The 18231-nt window shown below is 70.7% G+C and carries 18 protein-coding genes; 9 read left to right on the top strand and 9 right to left on the bottom strand.

Going from position 1 to position 18231, the window contains the following annotated elements:
* Positions 1–3: 3 nt before the first annotated feature.
* Genes tal through pgl form a run of 5 tightly spaced genes read left to right on the top strand, consistent with a single transcriptional unit; the run spans position 4 to position 6070 of the window.
* Complete coding sequence (gene tal / locus OHA25_RS33030) at positions 4–1095, top strand: transaldolase (RefSeq protein WP_327580834.1); 1092 nt, start codon at positions 4–6, stop codon at positions 1093–1095.
* Entirely contained in the window at positions 1095–2747 is a 1653-nt protein-coding gene (locus OHA25_RS33025) for a glucose-6-phosphate isomerase (RefSeq protein ID WP_327591075.1), read from the top strand. The genes tal and OHA25_RS33025 overlap by 1 nt, the downstream gene beginning before the upstream one ends.
* Before the next feature lies 1 nt (position 2748).
* Positions 2749–4350 carry a glucose-6-phosphate dehydrogenase gene (zwf, locus tag OHA25_RS33020; protein ID WP_327580833.1) on the top strand — a complete coding sequence of 534 codons (1602 nt, stop codon included), beginning with the start codon at positions 2749–2751 and terminating at the stop codon, positions 4348–4350.
* Entirely contained in the window at positions 4350–5264 is a 915-nt protein-coding gene (locus tag OHA25_RS33015) for a glucose-6-phosphate dehydrogenase assembly protein OpcA (protein WP_327580832.1), read from the top strand. The genes zwf and OHA25_RS33015 overlap by 1 nt, the downstream gene beginning before the upstream one ends.
* A gap of 32 nt (positions 5265–5296) precedes the next feature.
* Positions 5297–6070: a 6-phosphogluconolactonase gene (pgl, locus tag OHA25_RS33010; protein ID WP_327580831.1), complete on the top strand. Its 774-nt coding sequence runs from the start codon at positions 5297–5299 to the stop codon at positions 6068–6070.
* A gap of 78 nt (positions 6071–6148) precedes the next feature.
* Here the strand turns inward: pgl and add are convergent, their stop codons facing one another.
* The gene (gene add / locus OHA25_RS33005; RefSeq protein ID WP_327580830.1) at positions 6149–7186 is read right to left on the bottom strand and encodes an adenosine deaminase; all 1038 of its coding nucleotides are present in this window, start codon (positions 7184–7186) and stop codon (positions 6149–6151) included.
* Between the two features lie 99 nt (positions 7187–7285).
* On the opposite strand from add, the gene OHA25_RS33000 reads away from it, so the two are divergent.
* Positions 7286–8032, top strand: coding sequence for a class I SAM-dependent methyltransferase (locus OHA25_RS33000; RefSeq protein WP_327580829.1), 747 nt, complete (start codon positions 7286–7288; stop codon positions 8030–8032).
* Between the two features lie 31 nt (positions 8033–8063).
* On the opposite strand, the gene OHA25_RS32995 is transcribed toward OHA25_RS33000, so the two are convergent.
* From OHA25_RS32995 to OHA25_RS32985, 3 genes are read right to left on the bottom strand one after another with little or no spacing between them, the layout of a single operon-like run.
* Positions 8064–8639 carry a TetR/AcrR family transcriptional regulator gene (locus tag OHA25_RS32995; protein WP_327580828.1) on the bottom strand — a complete coding sequence of 192 codons (576 nt, stop codon included), beginning with the start codon at positions 8637–8639 and terminating at the stop codon, positions 8064–8066.
* A 12-nt stretch (positions 8640–8651) separates the two neighbouring features.
* Positions 8652–9521 (bottom strand): oxidoreductase, encoded by an 870-nt coding sequence (locus OHA25_RS32990; protein WP_327580827.1) that lies wholly within the window; start codon positions 9519–9521, stop codon positions 8652–8654.
* A gap of 47 nt (positions 9522–9568) precedes the next feature.
* Positions 9569–10333, bottom strand: coding sequence for a hypothetical protein (locus tag OHA25_RS32985; RefSeq protein WP_327580826.1), 765 nt, complete (start codon positions 10331–10333; stop codon positions 9569–9571).
* Positions 10334–10407: 74 nt separating this feature from the next.
* On the opposite strand from OHA25_RS32985, the gene OHA25_RS32980 reads away from it, so the two are divergent.
* A complete protein-coding gene (locus tag OHA25_RS32980) occupies positions 10408–11010 on the top strand; it encodes a Clp protease N-terminal domain-containing protein (protein ID WP_442941927.1) in 603 nt (200 codons plus the stop codon).
* A 9-nt stretch (positions 11011–11019) separates the two neighbouring features.
* Here OHA25_RS32980 and OHA25_RS32975 read toward each other — a convergent pair whose 3' ends face one another.
* A complete protein-coding gene (locus OHA25_RS32975; protein WP_327580825.1) occupies positions 11020–12042 on the bottom strand; it encodes a GNAT family N-acetyltransferase in 1023 nt (340 codons plus the stop codon).
* 220 nt (positions 12043–12262) lie between these two features.
* On the opposite strand from OHA25_RS32975, the gene OHA25_RS32970 reads away from it, so the two are divergent.
* Both OHA25_RS32970 and OHA25_RS32965 read left to right on the top strand, forming a co-directional pair.
* The gene (locus OHA25_RS32970; RefSeq protein WP_327580824.1) at positions 12263–13639 is read left to right on the top strand and encodes an NAD(P)/FAD-dependent oxidoreductase; all 1377 of its coding nucleotides are present in this window, start codon (positions 12263–12265) and stop codon (positions 13637–13639) included.
* Between the two features lie 19 nt (positions 13640–13658).
* On the top strand, positions 13659–15266 hold the full coding sequence (locus tag OHA25_RS32965) for an amidohydrolase (protein WP_327580823.1): 1608 nt from the start codon (positions 13659–13661) through the stop codon (positions 15264–15266).
* 52 nt (positions 15267–15318) lie between these two features.
* Here OHA25_RS32965 and OHA25_RS32960 read toward each other — a convergent pair whose 3' ends face one another.
* From OHA25_RS32960 to OHA25_RS32945, 4 genes are all read right to left on the bottom strand, one after another.
* Positions 15319–15663, bottom strand: a complete 345-nt coding sequence (locus OHA25_RS32960) for an RNA polymerase-binding protein RbpA (RefSeq protein ID WP_127934367.1) — start codon at positions 15661–15663, stop codon at positions 15319–15321.
* A gap of 74 nt (positions 15664–15737) precedes the next feature.
* Positions 15738–15968, bottom strand: coding sequence for a preprotein translocase subunit SecG (gene secG, locus OHA25_RS32955; protein WP_305921278.1), 231 nt, complete (start codon positions 15966–15968; stop codon positions 15738–15740).
* Between the two features lie 99 nt (positions 15969–16067).
* Positions 16068–16850: a triose-phosphate isomerase gene (tpiA, locus tag OHA25_RS32950; protein ID WP_305921277.1), complete on the bottom strand. Its 783-nt coding sequence runs from the start codon at positions 16848–16850 to the stop codon at positions 16068–16070.
* Positions 16851–16853: 3 nt separating this feature from the next.
* Positions 16854–18041: a phosphoglycerate kinase gene (locus tag OHA25_RS32945; RefSeq protein WP_327580822.1), complete on the bottom strand. Its 1188-nt coding sequence runs from the start codon at positions 18039–18041 to the stop codon at positions 16854–16856.
* Positions 18042–18231 lie beyond the last annotated feature (190 nt).

Below are 18231 nucleotides of genomic sequence, written 5' to 3'. Positions count from 1 at the left end.
GACATGAGCGAGATCCTCAACAAGCTGTCCGGCCAGGGCGTGGCCATCTGGCTCGACGACATCAGCCGTGAGCGGCTGCGCAGCGGCAACCTGGAGCAGTTGATCAGGGAGAAGAACGTCGTCGGGGTCACCTCCAACCCGACGATCTTCGCCGGCGCGCTCAGCAAGGGCGACGCCTACGACGTGCAGCTGCACGACCTGGCCATCCGTGGCGTCAACGTGGACGAGGCCGTGCGGGCGATCACGGCCTATGACATCCGCTGGGCTTGCGACGTGCTGCGCCCGGTCTACGACGCCACCGGCGGCGTGGACGGCCGCGTGTCGCTGGAGGTGGACCCGCGCCTGGCCCGCGAGAGCGAGAAGACCGTGGCCGAGGCGCGGGCGCTGTGGTGGATGGTGGACCGGCCCAACCTGTTCATCAAGATCCCGGCTACCGTGGAGGGCCTGCCGGCGATCACGCAGGCGATCTCCGAGGGCATCAGCGTCAACGTGACGCTGATCTTCTCGCTGGAGCGTTACCGCGCGGTCATGGACGCCTGGCTCGCCGGCCTGGAGGCCGCGCAGGCCAAGGGGCTCAACCTGGCCACGATCGAGTCGGTGGCCTCGTTCTTCGTCAGCCGGGTCGACACCGAGATCGACAAGCGGCTGGACAAGGTCGGCAAGCCGGAGCTCAAGGGCAAGGCGGGCGTGGCCAACGCGCGGCTGGCGTACGCGGCGTACGAGGACGTCATGAACACCGAGCGGTGGCAGCGGCTGCGCTCCGCCGGCGCCCGGCCGCAGCGCCCGCTGTGGGCCTCGACCGGCGTGAAGAACCCCGAATACGCCGACACGCTCTACGTCGACCAGCTCGTCGCCCCCGGCACCGTCAACACGATGCCGGAGAAGACGCTCGACTCGACCGCCGACCACGCCAACATCACCGGTGACACCATCCGGCCGTTCTACGAGGACGCCTGGAACACCATGGCCGCCCTGAAGGAGGCCGGCGTCGACTACGACGACGTGGTGAAGGTGCTCGAGGAGGAGGGCGTGCAGAAGTTCGAGGCGTCCTGGAACGAGCTGCTCGAGAGCGTCACCAAGAACCTGGTTCCGTGATGGATGTGCTCTACCGCGACGAGAGGGCGGCCTCGGCCGCCTCCTCCGTCGCGGGGCGTCTCGTCGCCGACGGCGTGCCCGCGCGGCTCGCCGCCGGCGACCCCACGCTGTGGGGTCGCGAAGGGAGCGAAGCTCCCAGAGACGCCGAGGCGTGGGCGGACGGGCTGCCGTTCCACGCCTCACGCGAGCTGCTGCCCGAACTGGGCGAGCTCGCCGAGCAGGCCCGGGCCGCCGGCCTGACCACCGTGGTGCTGGCCGCCACGGACGGCGCGGCGCTGGCGGCGGAGGTCATCTGCGACACCGCCGACGTGCCGCTCACCGTGCTCGACACGTCCGACCCCGGACAGGTGCGGCGGGCGCTGGCCGAGCCCCTGGAGTCCACGGTCATGGTGGTGGCGGGCCCGGCCGTGGAGACCGACTGCTGCCTGCGGATCTACGAGGAGCGGTTCGCGGCGGCGGGCATCGACGCCGCGCAGCGCATCGTGGCCGTCGCCGTCCCCGGCTCGCCGCTGCAGCGGCGGGCCGTGGAGCGCGGCTACCGCCTGGTGCCGTCGAGCGCCCCCGACACACCGTCACCGGCCGGCGGGCCGGGTCCGGCGTCGCCGGCGGGCGGCTGGGGCGCGGCCGTGCCGACGGCCGCGCTGGTGGCCGCGGCGCTGGCCGGGGCTGACGTGGCGCGGTTGCTCGACGACGCCGAGGAGGTGCTGCCGCTGCTGTCGCGGGACAGCGGCAACCCCGGGCTCGCCCTGGGGGCGGTGCTCGGCGGCGCCGCCTTGAGCGGCCGGGACAAGCTCCTGCTGGAGGACCAGCTGTCCGCCATCGCCGGGCTGCCCGACTGGATCGAATGGCTCGTCGCCGCGTCCACCGGCAAGCGCGGCAAAGGGATCCTGCCCGTCGTGGGCGCCGACCCCAACCGTGCCCACGACGAGCTGGTCGTCGCCATCGAGTCCGACATCGGCGACGTGCGCGTGGACGGACCGCTGGGCGCGCAGTTCCTGGTCTGGCAGTACGCCGCCGCCGTCGCCGCGCTCCTGCTGGAGGTCGACCCGGCAGACCGGCCCGACCAGGCCGAGCCCGCCGGCAACACCGAAGCCCTGCTGGCGCTGCCCGAGCTGCCCGCGGGCGCGCCCGCGCTGGTGGACGGCCCGGTCGAGGTCTACGGCCCGGTGACGGCCAAGGACCTGCCCGGGGTGTTCATCGAGCTGTTGCACGCTCTTCCGGCCGACGGTTACCTGGCGGTGACGGCCTACCTGGACCGGTTGGCGGCCTTCGACGCGCCGGTGCCCGACGGCGCCGACTTCGAGCAGATGACCGACGCCTGGATGATGGCCGACCCGGCCACGCTGCGGGCGTTGCTGGCGCTGCGTACCGACAGGCCGGTGACGTTCGGGTGGGGGCCGCGCTCGGTGCACGCGACCGGGCAATATCACCAGGGCGGGCCCCAGAACGGGGTGTTCCTGCAGATCACCGGGGCGGTGGCGGAGGACGTCGCGGTCCCGGGCAAGCCTTACACGCTGGGCCGTCTCCAGCTCGCCCAGGCGCTCGGCGACCTGGAGGCCCTCGAAACGCGCGGACGGCCCGCCGTACGCCTGCATTTGACCGACCGCGCTGCAGGGGTCGCGCACCTGCTCGCAGCCGCACAGGAGGTTTGAGATGACAGACCCTGGAGCACCCGCGGAGGAGGCCGCCACCGTAGCGGCGGCCGTGGCGGGGACCGCCACCACGGAGGAGGTGGTCGCCGCGAACCCGCTACGGGATCCGCGTGACAAGCGCCTGCCCAGAGTGGCCGGCCCCTGCGTGATGGTGTTGTTCGGCGTGACCGGTGACCTGGCCAAGCGCAAGCTGCTGCCGGCGATCTATGACCTCGGCAACCGCGGGCTGCTGCCGCCGGGGTTCTCGCTGGTCGGGTTCGCCCGGCGGGATTGGAAGGATCAGGACTTCGCCCAGCTGACGCACGACGCGGTCAAGGCGCACGCGAGGACGCCGTTCCGTGAGGAGGTCTGGAGGCAGCTGCTCGAGGGCATCCACTTCGTGCCGGGCGAGTTCTCCGACGATGGCGCGTTCGACGCGCTGTCCATGGCGTTGGCGGAGATCGACCAGACCCGCGGCACCGGCGGAAACTACGCTTTTTACCTGTCGGTGCCGCCGAAGTTCTTCCCGTTGGTGGTGGAGCAGCTCAAGCGGACCGGGCTGGCCGACGCGCCCGAGGGGTCGTGGCGGCGCGTGGTCATCGAGAAGCCGTTCGGGCACAACCTGCAGTCGGCGCACGAGCTCAACGAGATCACCACGTCGGCCTTCCCGGAGAGCTCGATCTTCCGGATCGACCACTACCTGGGCAAGGAGACCGTCCAGAACATCATGGCGCTGAGGTTCGCCAACAACCTCTACGAGCCGATCTGGAACCGGAGTTTCGTCGACCACGTGCAGATCACGATGGCCGAGGACATCGGCATCGGCGGGCGGGCCGGCTACTACGACGGCATCGGCGCGGCCCGCGACGTGATCCAGAACCACCTGCTCCAGCTCCTCGCGCTGGTGGCGATGGAGGACCCGACCTCGTTCGAGGCCCAGGCGCTGCGACGGGAGAAGGAGAAGGTGCTCAAGGCCGTGCGCCTGCCCTCCAACCTGGGGCTCAACACGGCGCGCGGACAATACTCGGCAGGCTGGCAGGGCGGCGAGAAGGTCGTCGGCTACCTGCAGGAGGAGGGTATCTCGCGCGCGTCGACCACCGAGACGTACGCCGCCATCAAGCTGGAGATCGCCAACCGGCGGTGGGCGGGCGTGCCGTTCTACCTGCGCACCGGCAAGCGCCTGGGCCGCCGGGTGACGGAGGTCGCGGTGGTGTTCCAGCGCGCGCCCCACCTGCCCTTCAGCAAGGACGACACCGAGATCCTCGGGCAGAACGCGCTCGTGGTGCGCGTCCAGCCGGACGAGGGCATCACGGTGCGCTTCGGCTCGAAGGTGCCGGGGACGGCCATGGAAGTGCGCGACGTCTCCATGGACTTCGCCTACGGCGAGTCGTTCCTGGAGTCGTCGCCCGAGGCGTACGAGCGGCTGCTGCTCGACGTGATGATCGGCGACCCGCCGCTGTTCCCGCACCAGCGGGAGGTGGAGCTGTCGTGGAAGATCCTCGACCCGATCGAGGAGTTCTGGGCCACTCAGGGCCAGCCCGAGCCCTACGAATCGGGCTCGTGGGGGCCGCCGTCGGCGGACGCGATGATGGCGCGTGACGGCCGCGTGTGGAGGAGACTTTAGTGACAACTTTCATGCTGTCGGACACGACGGCGGGGAAGATCTCGGCGCAGTTCATGCACCTGCGCCATCAGATGGGCGCGCCCGCCATCGGCATGGTGCTGACGCTCGTGGTGGTCTGCGAGGAGCGCCACCAGTACGACGCGCTCCGCGCCGCCGCCGAGGCGGCCCGGGAGCACCCGTCGCGCATCATCGTGGTGATCAACCGTGAGGTCGAGGAGCCCATCAGGCTCGACGCCGAGCTGCGCATCGGCGAGTCCACGCCGGGCGAGGTGGTGGTGCTGCGCCTGTACGGCGAGCTCACCCAGCACGCCGACTCGGTGGTCAGCCCGCTGCTGCTGCCCGACACGCCGGTCGTGGTGTGGTGGCCGGGCATGGCCCCGGACGTGCCCTCCAAGGACGCGATCGGCGCCCTGGCCCAGCGGCGCATCACCGACGCCAGGGGCATGTCCGACGGCGGCGTCAGGTCGCTGGTGACCAGGGCCAAGGGCTATGCCCGCGGCGACACCGACCTGGCCTGGGCGCGCCTGACGCCGTGGCGCAGCCTGCTGGCCGCCGCGTTCGACCAGCCGGTGGGCCAGGTACGCGACGGCGTGGTGGAGGCCTCCACGGGCAATCCGAGCGCGCCGCTGCTGGCCGCCTGGCTGTCGGAGCGGCTCGGTGCGCCCATCGAGGTCGCCGACTCGCCCGGCCCCGGCCTCACCGCCGTACGCCTGCAGCTGGACGCGGGCGAGCTGGCCGTGGTCAGGACCGACGCGCGGCTGGCCACGCTGTCGCGGCCCGGTCAGCCGGACCGGAACGTGGCCCTGGCCAGGCGGCACACCTCGGAGCTGATGGCCGAGGAAATGCGCAGGCTCGACAGCGACGAGATCTACGAGGCGGCGGTCAAGCGGTTCGCCCAGACCTTCAAGGGGTGACCTGAGAGACCGTGGCTGAGAAAGTAATGTCTGTGAGCGTCCCCACCGTCGTCGTCCACCGCAACGCCGACGTCCTGGCCAAGGCGGTGGCCGCACGGATCATCACCCGTCTGGTCGACGCGCAGTCGGCCAAGGGCTCGGCCTCGATCGTGCTGACCGGCGGCACGGTCGGCATCGCCACGCTGGCGGCCATCGCCGCCACGCCCGCCCGTGACGCCATCGACTGGCGGCGTCTGGACATCTGGTGGGGCGACGAACGTTTCGTGCCCTCCGGGGACAAGGAACGCAACGAGACCGGGGCCCGCGAGGCCCTGCTGGACCACGTGGACGTGGATCCGGAGCGGGTCCACGTCATGCGCGGCCCCGACTCGGGCATGACGGCCGAGGAATCCGCCAACGCCTACGCCGCCGAGCTGGGGGCCGCCGCCCGTCCCGAGGACCACGGCCCGGTGCCGAACTTCGATGTGATGCTGCTCGGGATGGGCCCGGACGCGCACGTGGCCTCGCTGTTCCCCGGCATGCCGGCCCTGTACGACACCCGCCCGGTGGTGGCCGTCCACGGCTCCCCCAAGCCGCCGCCCACCCGCATCTCACTGACGCTGCCCGCCATCCAGGCGGCGCGGGAAGTGTGGGTGGTGGCGGCCGGCGAGGAGAAGTCCGGGGCCGTCCGCCTGGCTCTGTCTCACTCGGGCCCCGTCCAGGTGCCGGCGGCCGGCGCTCGCGGGCGCGGGCGGACGTTGTTCCTGCTGGACCGGGCGGCGGCGGGGAAGATCCCGCCGGAGCTGGGGCGACTGTCGTCGCCCTGATCGTCTGACCTCAGCCGGGCGGCGGGCCGCCGAGCGTGCACGTGAGCATCTCGGCGGACCGCCGCCCGCCTGTTTTCCTCAGCTGGACGCGGACGCGAGGTCGTCGATCTCCTTCAGCAAGGCATCCTTGCGTTCTCCGGCCAGGTACGAGGCCTGGACGCCGTTCTTGGCCAGCTGGGCCAGCTCCGCCGTGCCGAGCCCGAAGACCTTCGCGGCCACGCGATACTCCTCGGCCAGCGTGGTGGCGAACATGGGCGGGTCATCGCTGTTGAGCGTGACGTACAGGCCCTCCTCCAGCATCCGGGGCAGCGGATGGTCCTCGATGGCGGCGATCTGGCCCGTGCAGACGTTGGAGGTGGGGCAGACGTCCAGGGGGAGCTGGGTGTCGCGCAGGTAGGCGACCAGGCGGGTGTCGGCGAGACAGTTGATGCCGTGGCCGATGCGCTCCGCGCCGTAGCCCTCGATGACTTCCCAGATCGTCTCGGGGCCGGTCATCTCGCCGCCGTGCGGGACGCTGTGCAGGCCGGCGGCGCGGGCGGCGGAGAACGCGGAACGGAAGGCGTCGCGATATTTCAGGCGTTCTTGCTCAATACCGCCGATGCCGAAACCTACCAGCGCGGTGGGAGGTTCCTGGAGCGCGTGGTCCAGGGTGATCTTTGCGGCCTCCTCGCCGAACTCGCCGGGAATATCGAAGATGTACGCCATTTCCACCCCGTGCTCGGCCAGGGAGCGGGCGGCGGCGAGGTCGAGGGCCTCGGTGATCTCGCGCATGGGCATGCCGACGATGTGATGGGCGTACGGCGTGACCTGCAGCTCCGCGTAGCGGGCGCCCTGTGACGCGAGGTCGCGGGCCAGGCCCAGCACCAGGGTCGCCACGTCCTCCGGCTCGCGCACCAACTGGTTGACGGCCCGGTACACCCGAGCGAAGTGCGGGAAGTCGCGGAAGGTGTAGAAGCGGCGCAGTTCTTCCTCGGTCGAGGGGACGCCGCTCCCGGGGTGGCGGCGTGACAGCTCCAGGACGGTGGCGACGGAGGCCGAGCCGACCAGGTGGACGTGGAGCTCGACCTTGGGCAGCGCGTGAATGAAGGCGTCGGTGGAGGCGTCGATGGTGGTCATGACGACGACCTTAGGTCGCACGTCTCCGCTTTTCCTAGCCTGAACACCGAAATCTCACAGTAAAATGTTAAATTAAATGCTTAGGTTACGCTAGGTCGTGTGATCAACGCCGAAGCGTACGACCGCGGCTTCGCTCAGCTGAGCTCCCACACCGTCGGCCCCCTGCTCGAGCGGGCACACGCCGCCCGCCTGCTCGACGTCGGCTGCGGCACCGGCGTGGTGACCGCCGCGGCGCTCGCCTTAGGGGCGGAGGTCACCGCGGTGGACGCCGACCCGCACATGCTGGAGCTGGCCGCCCGCCGCCATCCCTACGCCACGATCCGGCAGGCCGCACTGCCCGAGCTCCCGTTCGCGGACGCGGAGTTCGACGCCGTGGCCGGAAATTTCATCATCAACCACGTGCCGGACACCGCCGAGGCGCTCAGGGAACTGCACCGGGTGCTGCGTCCGGGCGGGAGGATCGCCCTGACGTGGTGGAAGGCCGACGAGATGACGGCCACGAACATCTTCGCCGAGGCCATCGAGGCGGCCGGGGTGTCCTACGAGCCGCCGCCCCGCCCGTTCACCGCCAACGACACCCCGGACCGCTTCGCCGCCCTGCTCACGACCGCGGGGTTCGAGGAGGCGGCCGTGGAGACCGTCCGGTGGCGGCACCAGGTGGATCTCGGGGCCTGGTGGACGGACATCGTGGAGGCGGGCGGGCCGCGGTTCGCGGTGATCGCCGGCCAGCCGCCGGAGGTCGTCTCGCGCATCCAGGCGCATTACACGCGCCTGGCGGCCCCGTACGCGCGCGACGGCTTCCCGGTCTGCGCCTATCTGGCCCATGCCAGGCGCAGCCCCGGCTAGACCCGGCTCGCGGGGACCCGCCACCGCCCCCTTAGCCCGCCGCCCAGGCGGTCACCACCGGCAGCAGCACCCCGTCAACGGACTCCGCGACGAAAGCCTCGTCGAACGGCGACCCGTTGAAGATCATGCGGTGCCACACGAGCGCCTCCGCGATCGCGAACAGCCGCGCGGGATCGACGGCCCCGGCCAGCTCTCCCCGCTCCACCGCCTGGTCGAGCAGCGTCTTGACGTCACCCAGGTCCTTGGCCTGCATGTGGGTGCGCAGCGTGCGCGCCAGCTCCTGGTTGGACACCAGGGTGGAGGACAGCCCGATGACCAGCGTGTGCTTGCGCTCCACCGCCTGGCACAGGCTGCTGAAGATGGCGGCCAGATCGCCGCGGAGGGAGCCGGTGTCCTGCCCGCGCGGCATGTCCATGTCGAAACGCCGGCAGATGACGTCCACGACCAGCTCGGGCTTGCCCGCCCAGCGCCGGTAGATGGTGGCCTTGCTCGCCCTGGCCCGCTTGGCGATCTGGTCGACCGTCATGCGGTCGTAGCCGACCTCCGACAGCAGCTCCATCGTGGCGTCGAGGATGGCCCTGTCACGCTCGGGGTCGAGTGGAGCCACGTACACGTCCTTCTAGCTATACGAGATCTCCTCGAATCGTACGCCCGTCAGCTCGGTGGACACGTCCCACAGCCGCCTGGCGAGCTCTTCTGACCTGGCGGTCTCCGACGGCGTGAGGATCGTGAGCTTGGGGCCGACGAACTCGCCGCCGCGGATGGCGGGCGAGGTGGCGGCGTACAGGGAGGGCTGGGCGCCCTTCTCGGGCGACTTGAAGATCAGGCGGAAGAGGGGCTGCAGGGGCCCCAGCTTGACGATGTTCGTGGCGGTGGTGCCCGGGTGGCAGGCGACGGAGATCAGGCCCGTTCCCGCCTTCTCGGCGCGTCGCCGCAGCTCCAGGGTGAAGAGCAGGTTGGCGAGCTTGGACCGCGCGTACGCGCTCATGCGGCCGTAGCCACGCTCCAGATCCAGGTTGGCGAAGTCCAGCTTGCCCACGGCGTGCGCGTCGCTGGAGACGGTCACCACTCGCGCGCCCGGGCGGGCGAGCAGCTTGGGCAGCAGCAGCCCCGTGAGGGCGAAGTGCCCCAGGTGGTTCGTGCCGAACTGCATCTCGAAGCCGTCCCTGGTCTCCCGCCTGGGGATCATCGCGATGGCCGCGTTGTTGATGAGCAGATCCACCTCGCCGACACCCTCGGCGAACTCTCTGACGGAGGCCAGGTCGGCCAGGTCGATGCGGGCGTACTCGACCTGGGCGCCGGGCACCTCCCGCAGAATCCGTTCGACCGCGGCGCCGCCCTTCTCGGGCGAGCGCGTGGCCACCATGACCCGCGCGCCGTGCCGGGCCAGCTCGAGCGCGGTCGGCAGGCCGATGCCGCTGTTGGCGCCGGTCACGATGGCGCTCTTGCCGGTCAGGTCCGGCATGGAGGCGGGGGTCCACGTAGTCATCGCCACTCCGATCCAGAGGTGTACGAAACCGTTTCGTACACCATAGCCTAACGATCGATCCGCTGCCGGGCGTTCCGCTCCTCGCGCCGCGTCACCTCGACCCGTTTCCTGCTGTCGTCCAGCTCTTTGCGTGCCTCGGCCAGCATGCGCTCCAGCGTGGCCACCTTCTCGGCACGCTCGTCGTACTCCCTGGTCGCGGCCTCCAGCGCGCTCTGCCACTCCCGGTGCGCGGCCTCGGCCTCCTGCCGCTCCCTCGCCTTCCTGGCCTCGGCCTCGGCGCGCTCTCTGGCCTGGTCCGCCTCCTCCTCCGGGGTGGGCTTCTTCTTCCTGGCGGGCCGCTCCCGGGGGATGGGGGCGGGCGCGAAGCCGCTGTAGCTGAGCGGCTTGGCCAGGTGGCCGCGACGCACCTGATCGGCCGCGTCGGCGTCGACGACCGCGGCGTCCAGCGTCTGGTCGACCTCGGTGGCGGCGGCCGGCGAAAGGCCGCCGGACTGCCTGATGAGCCTGCTGAGCCTGCCGGTGGCCGCGTTGCGGCGCTGGGTCAGCTCGGCGAGGGCGTCGGCGTCCTGCTCCTGCCAGGCCGCGCGCAGCCGCTCCCCCACCTCGAGCAGCTCGGCCAGCTCCTTCGGATGCTCGCGAGCGGCCTTGTTCACGGCCCAGGCGGACACCGTGGGCTTGCGGAATTTCGCGATGTCGCGCGAGAGCCGTACGTCGCCCGCGTCCTTGGCCGCGCGGGCCTCGGCCTCGCGGGCGGCGGTGAACTCCGGCGGGGGGAGCGCGTAAAGGCGGTCGGCCACCTCGTCAAGATCCACACAGGACAAATACCCCACATGCCGGGGTTTGTAGCGCATAGTGGAGGCAGCCCCAGTCGAACGGAGGCCTCCCGGTGTTCGAACGCTTCACCGACCGCGCGCGCAGGGTCGTCGTCCTCGCTCAGGAGGAGGCGCGGATGATGAACCACGGATACATCGGCACGGAACACATCCTGCTCGGCCTCATCCACGAGGGTGAGGGGCTGGCGGCCTTGGTGCTCGACGGCTGCGGCGTGGAGCTGGAGCACGTACGCGCCTTCGTCGAGCGCGAGACCGGCCACGACGGCAACCCGCCGAGCGGGCACATCCCCTTCACACCCCGGGCCAAGAAGGTCCTGGAGCTGTCCCTGCGCGAGGCGCTCCAGCTGCGCCACAACTACATCGGCACCGAGCACATCCTGCTCGGGCTGATCAGGGAGGGCGAGGGGCTGGCCGCGCACGCGCTCACGAACGCCGGCGCGGACCTGGCCGACGTACGGCAGCGCCTGCTCGACCGCGTCGGCCGCGGCTCCAAGGAGCGCCCGAGCGAGATGTTCTTCGCCGGCGGGTCCATGCTGAGCGAGCGGCTCACGCGGGTCGAGGAGAGCCTGGAGCGCATCGAGCGCCATCTGGGCATCCAGCGGCCCGAGCAGAAGCCCGGAGACCGGCGGGGCGACGACGAGGAAGGCGTCGGCTAGGCCCGTCCGTCAGGCAGGGGCCAGCGCGCCGACCGGCAACCGGGCCTCGACCACGCCCGGGTCCTCGGTGTAGCTGAGCGTGGCGCCCAGGGAGACCAGCAGCCTGCGCATCCTGGCGTTGTCGGACAACATGGTGGCCCTGACCTCGGCGTACCCGAGGTCGCGCGCCGCCGCCACCAGCATCCTGGCCATGGCCGTGCCCAGGCCCTGGCCCTGCCGGCGGTCCTCGACCAGGAACGCCATCTCCGCGATGCCCGGGTCGGGCGTGAACAACAGGTTGGCCATCGCCACGACCTGCCCGTCGTGCCCGGCGACCAGCGAATATCCCCGGCTCCTGTCGCACAGCCGGTCGAACATGCGCACCGGCAGCGTGGGCATCGAGGTGAAGTAGCGGAACCTGCGCGACTCCGGCGAGCACCTGTCGTGCAGGTCGCGTACGGCCTCGCGGTAGATCGAGGTGAGCGGGCGGACCGTGACCTCGGCGCCGTCGCCCAGCTTGACCGTGCGGTCGGCGCCGCTCTGCTCGACCGCCGGCTGGGCGAGCCTGGCGAAGGCGGCGGCCCTGGCCGCCTCGGTCAGGGTGAAGGGCAGCTCGGCGCGGCGCAGGCGGACCGCGCGACGGGCGGCCACGGGCACGACGAGCTGGGTCGGGTCGGGAAGATCGCTCACCGCTTCACCATAGATCCACCGGGCGTCGTCCGCGCGCAGCAGCTCGGCCAGCAGCTCGGGCAGCCGCCACGGCATCGAGCGCAGCCTGGAGGCCAGCAGCAGGGCCCTGGTGGGCTCGTCGGTCAGTTCGTGGGCGGTGGCCGGCACCACCTGGACGCGGCGACCGCCGGCCGCCTCCAGGGCCTCGCGCACGGTCTCCGGGTTGGCGGGGATGTCGGCGACGAACTCGTCAACGGTTCCGTCGGTGTCGGACTGCACGCTCAGGCCGAGAATGTTGCCGCCCCTGTCGGCCAGGGCCGAGGCGAGGGAGGCCAGCCGCCCGGGCCGCTCGTCCACCGTGGTGCGGATGCGCAAGAATCCCATGCCCATCAGGATGCCGGGCAGCTGTTACGCCTCCGCTAACGACGTGTTTCATCAGGAATGAACCTATATATCCGGATATAGCCGGAGGATGGTTGTCGTCCCGCTTGCCCCGCCGCGACGCCGAGCGGCGCGCCGACGACCTCCGCGCCCCGTACCGCATCGATCACGAATTTCGTCGTGAGATGCGACACAGTGTCCGGATATAGCAGGATACGGGGGCATGAGCGTGCGTGTTCCCTTGTCGTCAGAGTTCGTGAACGGCGACGTGTCCTTCTGGTACCGATCGGCCGGCGTGCCCGCCCCCGGCCCCAGGCTCGACGGCGACCTGGAGGCGGACGTGGCGATCGTCGGCGCCGGCTACACGGGCCTGTGGACCGCGTACTACCTCAAGCGGGCCCGCCCGTCCCTGCGGGTCGTGCTGCTCGAGCAGGAGTTCGCCGGATTCGGCGCCTCCGGCCGCAACGGCGGCTGGCTGACCGGTGACCTGGCCGGCTCGCACGAACGCTACGGCGCGGACGCGCGGCGCCTGCAGCGCGAGATGTACGCCTCGATCGACGAGGTCATCGCGGTCTGTGAGAAGGAGGGCATCGACTGCGACCTGGTCAAGGGCGGCGTCGTGAACGTGGCCCGGACTCCCGCCCAGGTCGCCAGGCTCCGTGCGTCGGTGTCGGCGGCCCGCTCGTGGGGCATCGAGGAGCCCGACCTGCGACTGGTGGACCCGGCGGAGCACGTACGGGTGGCCGGGGCGCAGGCCGCCTCCTGGAGCCCGCACTGCGCCCGCATCCAGCCCGCCAAGCTGGCCCAGGGCCTGGCCAGGGTCGTACGCGACCTGGGCGTGCCCCTTTACGAGCGCACTCCGGTCACGGAGATCGTCCCGCACCGGGCGGTCACCCCGTACGGCGTCGTGACGGCCGGGCACGTGATCCGCGCCACCGAGGGCTTCACCGCCCGCCTGCGCGGCCTGCGCCGCCAGTGGCTCCCCATGAACAGCTCCATGATTGTCACCGAGCCCCTGCCCGCGTCGTTCTGGGACGAGGTCGGCTGGCGCGGCGCCGAGCTGCTCGGCGACATGGCGCACTACTACATGTACGCCCAGCGCACCGCCGACGACCGCATCGCCTTCGGCGGCCGCGGCCGCCCCTACCTGTACGGCTCGCGCGTCGACGCCCGGGGCCACACCCACGAGTGGACCGTGGAGGCGCTGTGGCGGCTGCTCACCGAGTTCTTCCCGGCCGCCCGCTCCTCGTCGATCGCACACGCCTGGTCCGGCGTGCTCGGCGTGCCGCGCGACTGGTGCTCGACGGTCCACGTGGACCGCGCCACGGGACTGGGCTGGGCGGGCGGCTACACCGGCCACGGCGTCACCACGACGAACCTGGCCGGCCGCACCCTCCGCGACCTGATCCTGGACGAGGAGACGGAGCTGACGTCCCTGCCGTGGGTGGGCCGGAGGGTGCGCCCGTGGGAGCCGGAGCCGCTGCGCTGGCTCGGCGTGCACACGATGTACCGCCTGTACCGGGTCGCGGACCACCGCGAGCGCGCCATGCCCCGCACCTCGGCCCTGGCCCGTTTCGCCGACCTCATCACCGGTCACTGATCGCAGAAGGGAGATCTTGATGGACATCCTCTTCCGAGGAGGCCGCGTCTTCACTCCGGGAGGCGTCCGGCAGGCGGCCGTGCTGGTGAGCGACGGCGTGATCGCCGCCGTGGGCCCCGAGGGCGAGCTGGCCCGCCAGGCACCGTCCCATGACACGGTGGATCTGGCCGGCGGACTGCTGGTGCCGGGCTTCACGGACGCGCACATCCACCCGGTCCAGGCGGGCCTGGAACGGGCGAAGTGCGATTTGTCCGAGCTTTTCGGTCTTGACGCCTACATAGCGAAGATCGCGGACTACGCCGCGAAACATCCTGATAAAGAGTGGATTGATGGCGGCGGCTGGGACATGTCGGCGTTCCCGAACGGCCTCCCCCACCGCGACCACCTCGACTTCCTCGACCGGCCCGCCTACCTGATCCAGCGTGACCACCACGCCGCCTGGGTCAACACCCGCGCCCTCGACCTGGCCGGGATCACGAAGGACACCCCGGACCCGGTGGACGGCCGCATCGAGCGCGGCCCCGACGGGGCGCCCACCGGCGTGCTGCACGAGGGCGCCATGGACCTGGTCGGCCTGCTCACCCCCCGACCGGCCGCCCAGGATCTGGACGACGCGCTGGAGGACGCGCAGCGGCATCTGTTCTCCCTGGGCATCACAGGCTGGCAGGACGCCATCGTGGGCTCGTACGCGGGCTCCGTCGACCAGTTGCCCACCTACGTGTCCGCGGCCCGCTCAGGGCGGCTGAGGGCCCGCGTGACCGGCGCTCTGTGGTGGGACAGGACGCGCGGCCTGGACCAGATCGGTGACCTGGTCGAGCGCCGGGCCGCCGCCGACGGCCTCGATCGTTTCAAGGCCACCTCGGTCAAGATCATGCAGGACGGCATCACGGAGAACTTCACGGCCGCGACGCTGGAGCCGTACTGCCTGTGCGGCGGCACGGGCCTGTCGTACGTGGACCCGCACAAGCTCAAGGAGTACGTCGCCGAGTTGGACCGGCTCGGCTTCCAGGTGCACTTCCACGCCATCGGCGAGCGGGCCGTCCGCGAGGCCCTGGACAGCTTCGAGGGCACGAACCCGGCCAACCGCCACCACATCGCCCACCTGCAGATCATCGAGCCTTCGGACGTGCCGCGCTTCGCCGCCCTGGGCGTCACGGCCAACCTGCAGCCCCTGTGGGCCACCCACCACGCCCAGATGGACGAGCTGACGCTGCCGTACCTGGGTGAGCCGCGCTCGTCGTGGCAGTACCCGTTCAAGGACCTGCTCGACCACGGCACGCGCTTCTGCGCCGGCAGCGACTGGCCGGTCTCGGACGCCGACCCGCTGCAGGGCATGCACGTGGCGGTGAACCGCACGGAGCCGGGCGGCTCGGTCCACGCCGGCTACCCGACCGCGGGAACGCCGTTCCTGCCCGGGCAGCGCCTCGATCTGGCCACCGCCATGGCCGCGTACACCTCCGGCTCCGCCTGGATCAACCGCTCCCCCGCCGGTGTGCTCGAGCCCGGCCGCCCGGCCGACCTGGTGGTCCTGGACCGCGACCCGTTCGCCCTGCCGCCGCAGGACATCTGGACGACACGGGTGCGCATGACGTTCGTGGACGGCGAGCCGGTCTACGAAAGCTCCTGACGAACCGCGAAGGGCCCCGGGCGATCGCCCGGGGCCCTTCGCGGTGACTCGACTACCAGGGGGACTTGTTGGCGCGCAGGCGCTCCAGTGCCTCCTCGAGGATCGCCTTGCCGTCCTTGTCGCTCCTGCGCTCCTTCACGTACGCCAGGTGCGTCTTGTACGGCTCGTTCTTAGGCGGGGCAGGCGGGGCCTCCTCGTCCTGTCCGGCTGGGAGGCCGCAACGCGGGCAGTCCCACAGCTCGGGGACCGCCGCGTCACTGGCGAAACTGGGGCGCGTCTCGTGCATGTTGGCGCACCAGAACGAGACCCGCACTCGCGGAGCCGCCTCGCCACGCTCGGCCTCCCCCATAGGGCCGGCGCCGACTCGGCTGCCACGGATCGCGTTGCCACTACCCACGGATGAACTCCTCGCTCGATCGCCCCGTGTGCGGACACGGGGGGAGAATCACTGTCACGCGTTTAACTTGTTGCTCAGGGCCGCAGGAGCAGGCCGAGCGCGATGATGCAGACGAACCAGACCGTGCCCGTGATGACGGTCAGCCGGTCAAGGTTGCGCTCCACCACCGAGGAACCACCGAAGTTCGACGAGAAGCCGCCGCCGAACATGTCAGACAGGCCACCACCCTTGCCCTTGTGGAGCAGGACGAGCAGGATCATGAGAAGGCTCGCCAGGATGAGGGCGATGGAGATTCCGATTTCCACGGTATGCCTGTTCCTTCAATGCTCTGTTACGCGTGACGATTCAAACTTGCCTCTTGAGGGTACGACCTGTTGTCAAGTCGCACCCCCAGAACGACTCAGTTAGCCAGGCATTTCGGAGAATCGGCAGATCTTGGCGTAGTCACCTGCGTCGATGCTGGCGCCGCCCACCAGTGCGCCGTCGACATCCGCCTGTGCCATGATCCCTGCGATATTGCCTGACTTGACCGAACCTCCGTAAAGGATACGGACCGCCGAGGCCACTTCGGCGTCGTAGAGCTCAGCGAGTCTGATTCGCAATGCTCCGCAGACCTCCTGGGCGTCCTCGGGGGTGGCCACCTCGCCGGTGCCGATCGCCCACACCGGCTCGTAGGCCACCACTATCGATTTTGCCTGCTCGGCCGAGATCTTGCGCAGCGCTCCGTCGAGTTGGCCGAGACTGTGCGCGATGTGGCCGCCTTCTTGGCGCACCGCCAGCCCTTCCCCGACGCACAGGATGGGCGTCAGCGAGTGCCGGTAGGCGGCCTGGACCTTGGCGTTGACCAGGTCGTCATCCTCGCCGTGGTATTGCCGCCGCTCGGAGTGGCCGACCACGACGTAGGTGCAGCCCAGCTTGGCCAGCATGGCGCCGGAGATCTCACCGGTGTAGGCGCCGCCGTCGTGCTGAGAGAGGTCCTGGGCGCCGTAGACGATCCTGAGCTTGTCGCCGTCCACGAGGGTCTGGACGCTGCGCAGGTCGGTGAACGGGGGCAGGACGGCGACCTCGACCTTGTCGAAGTCCTTGTCGTTGAGTGCGAAGGCGAGCTTCTGGACCAGCGCGATGGCCTCGAGATGGTTGAGGTTCATCTTCCAGTTGCCGGCGATGAGCGGCTTGCGCGTGCTCAATGGTCACTCCTCCAAGGCGGCGAGTCCGGGGAGGGTCTTGCCCTCCAGGTATTCGAGGCTGGCTCCACCGCCGGTGGAGATGTGCGAGAAGCCGTCCTCGGGAAGCTCCAGCTTGCGTACGGCGGCGGCGGAGTCGCCACCGCCCACCACGGTGAAGGCGTCGGCGGCGATCAGCGCCTCGGCCACCGCCCTCGTGCCGCCGGAGAACGCGTCGAACTCGAACACGCCCATGGGCCCGTTCCAGAAGACCGTCCTGGCGTCGGCCAGCTTGGCGGCGAACAGCTCCCGCGTCCTGGGCCCGATGTCGAGCCCCTCCCGGTCGGCCGGGATCGCGGTGGCCTCGACCGCCTCGTGCTCGGCGTCGGCCGCGAACGTGGTCGCGGCCAGCACGTCCACGGGCAGGACGAGCTCGACGCCCCGCTTGGCCGCCTCCTCGAGGAAGCCGCGTACCTGGTCGAGCTGGTCCTCCTGGAGCAGCGACCTGCCGACCTCGTGGCCCTGGGCCTTGAGGAAGGTGTAGGCCATGCCGCCGCCGATCAGCAGCCGGTCGACCTTGGTCAGCAGGTTGGCGATGACGCCGAGCTTGTCGGAGACCTTGGCGCCGCCCAGCACCACCACGTAGGGCCGCTCGAGATCCTCGGTGAGCTTCTTCAGCACCTCCACCTCGGCCACGATCAGCCCGCCCGCCGCGTGCGGCAGCAGCTTGGGCACGTCGTAGACGCTGGCGTGCTTGCGGTGCACCGCGCCGAACCCGTCGCCGACATAGAGCTCGGCCAGCCCGGCCAGCTGCTCGGCGAAGGCGCCGCGCGCGGCATCGTCCTTGGACTCCTCGCCCGGCTCGTATCGCAGGTTTTCCAGCAGGGCCACCTGGCCGTCCTGGAGCGATTCAACGGTGCTGCGTGCGCTGTCGCCCACCACGTCGGCGGCGAAGGCCACGTCCTGGCCGAGCAGCTCGCCCAGGCGCCTGGCCACGGGCTTGAGCGAGTATTTCGGATTGACCTGGCCCTTGGGCCGGCCCAGATGGGCGCAGACGACGACCTTGGCGCCCCCGTCCAGCAGGGCCTTGATCGTCGGCACCGACGCGCGGATGCGGCCGTCGTCGGTGATCGTCTCCCCGTCGAGGGGGACGTTGAGGTCTGCGCGTACGAGCACGCGCCGCCCCTTCACGTCGAGATCATCGAGCGTGCGCATGCTCATTCTCCCGTCACTGTGTACATGGCCTCACTCCGTGAGCCGGCTCAGTCGCCCATGCCGCCGCCTTCCGGCGCCCCGGTCGCTCCGCTCCCGGCGCTCGTCCTCGGATCGGCTCTCCTGCGATCCGGCACCTCGCGCGGGTGATCGGTGCGACGCTCACAGGGAGGTCGTTCTCGCCGGCCCGGGC

The organism is Nonomuraea sp. NBC_00507 (genome assembly GCF_036013525.1).
In the GTDB taxonomy this organism is placed as follows: domain Bacteria; phylum Actinomycetota; class Actinomycetes; order Streptosporangiales; family Streptosporangiaceae; genus Nonomuraea.
This window is presented reverse-complemented; position numbering and strand designations above follow the sequence as displayed.

Coding starts and splice junctions, on each gene's coding strand:
- OHA25_RS32970 (WP_327580824.1), top strand. CDS start 12,263: ATGAGCGTGCGTGTTCCCTTGTCGTCAGAGTTCGTGAACGGCGACGTG.
- OHA25_RS32975 (WP_327580825.1), bottom strand. CDS start 12,042: ATGGGATTCTTGCGCATCCGCACCACGGTGGACGAGCGGCCCGGGCGG.
- OHA25_RS33025 (WP_327591075.1), top strand. CDS start 1,095: ATGGATGTGCTCTACCGCGACGAGAGGGCGGCCTCGGCCGCCTCCTCC.
- OHA25_RS32965 (WP_327580823.1), top strand. CDS start 13,659: ATGGACATCCTCTTCCGAGGAGGCCGCGTCTTCACTCCGGGAGGCGTC.
- add (WP_327580830.1), bottom strand. CDS start 7,186: ATGACCACCATCGACGCCTCCACCGACGCCTTCATTCACGCGCTGCCC.
- tal (WP_327580834.1), top strand. CDS start 4: ATGAGCGAGATCCTCAACAAGCTGTCCGGCCAGGGCGTGGCCATCTGG.
- OHA25_RS32945 (WP_327580822.1), bottom strand. CDS start 18,041: ATGCGCACGCTCGATGATCTCGACGTGAAGGGGCGGCGCGTGCTCGTA.
- OHA25_RS32990 (WP_327580827.1), bottom strand. CDS start 9,521: ATGACTACGTGGACCCCCGCCTCCATGCCGGACCTGACCGGCAAGAGC.
- zwf (WP_327580833.1), top strand. CDS start 2,749: ATGACAGACCCTGGAGCACCCGCGGAGGAGGCCGCCACCGTAGCGGCG.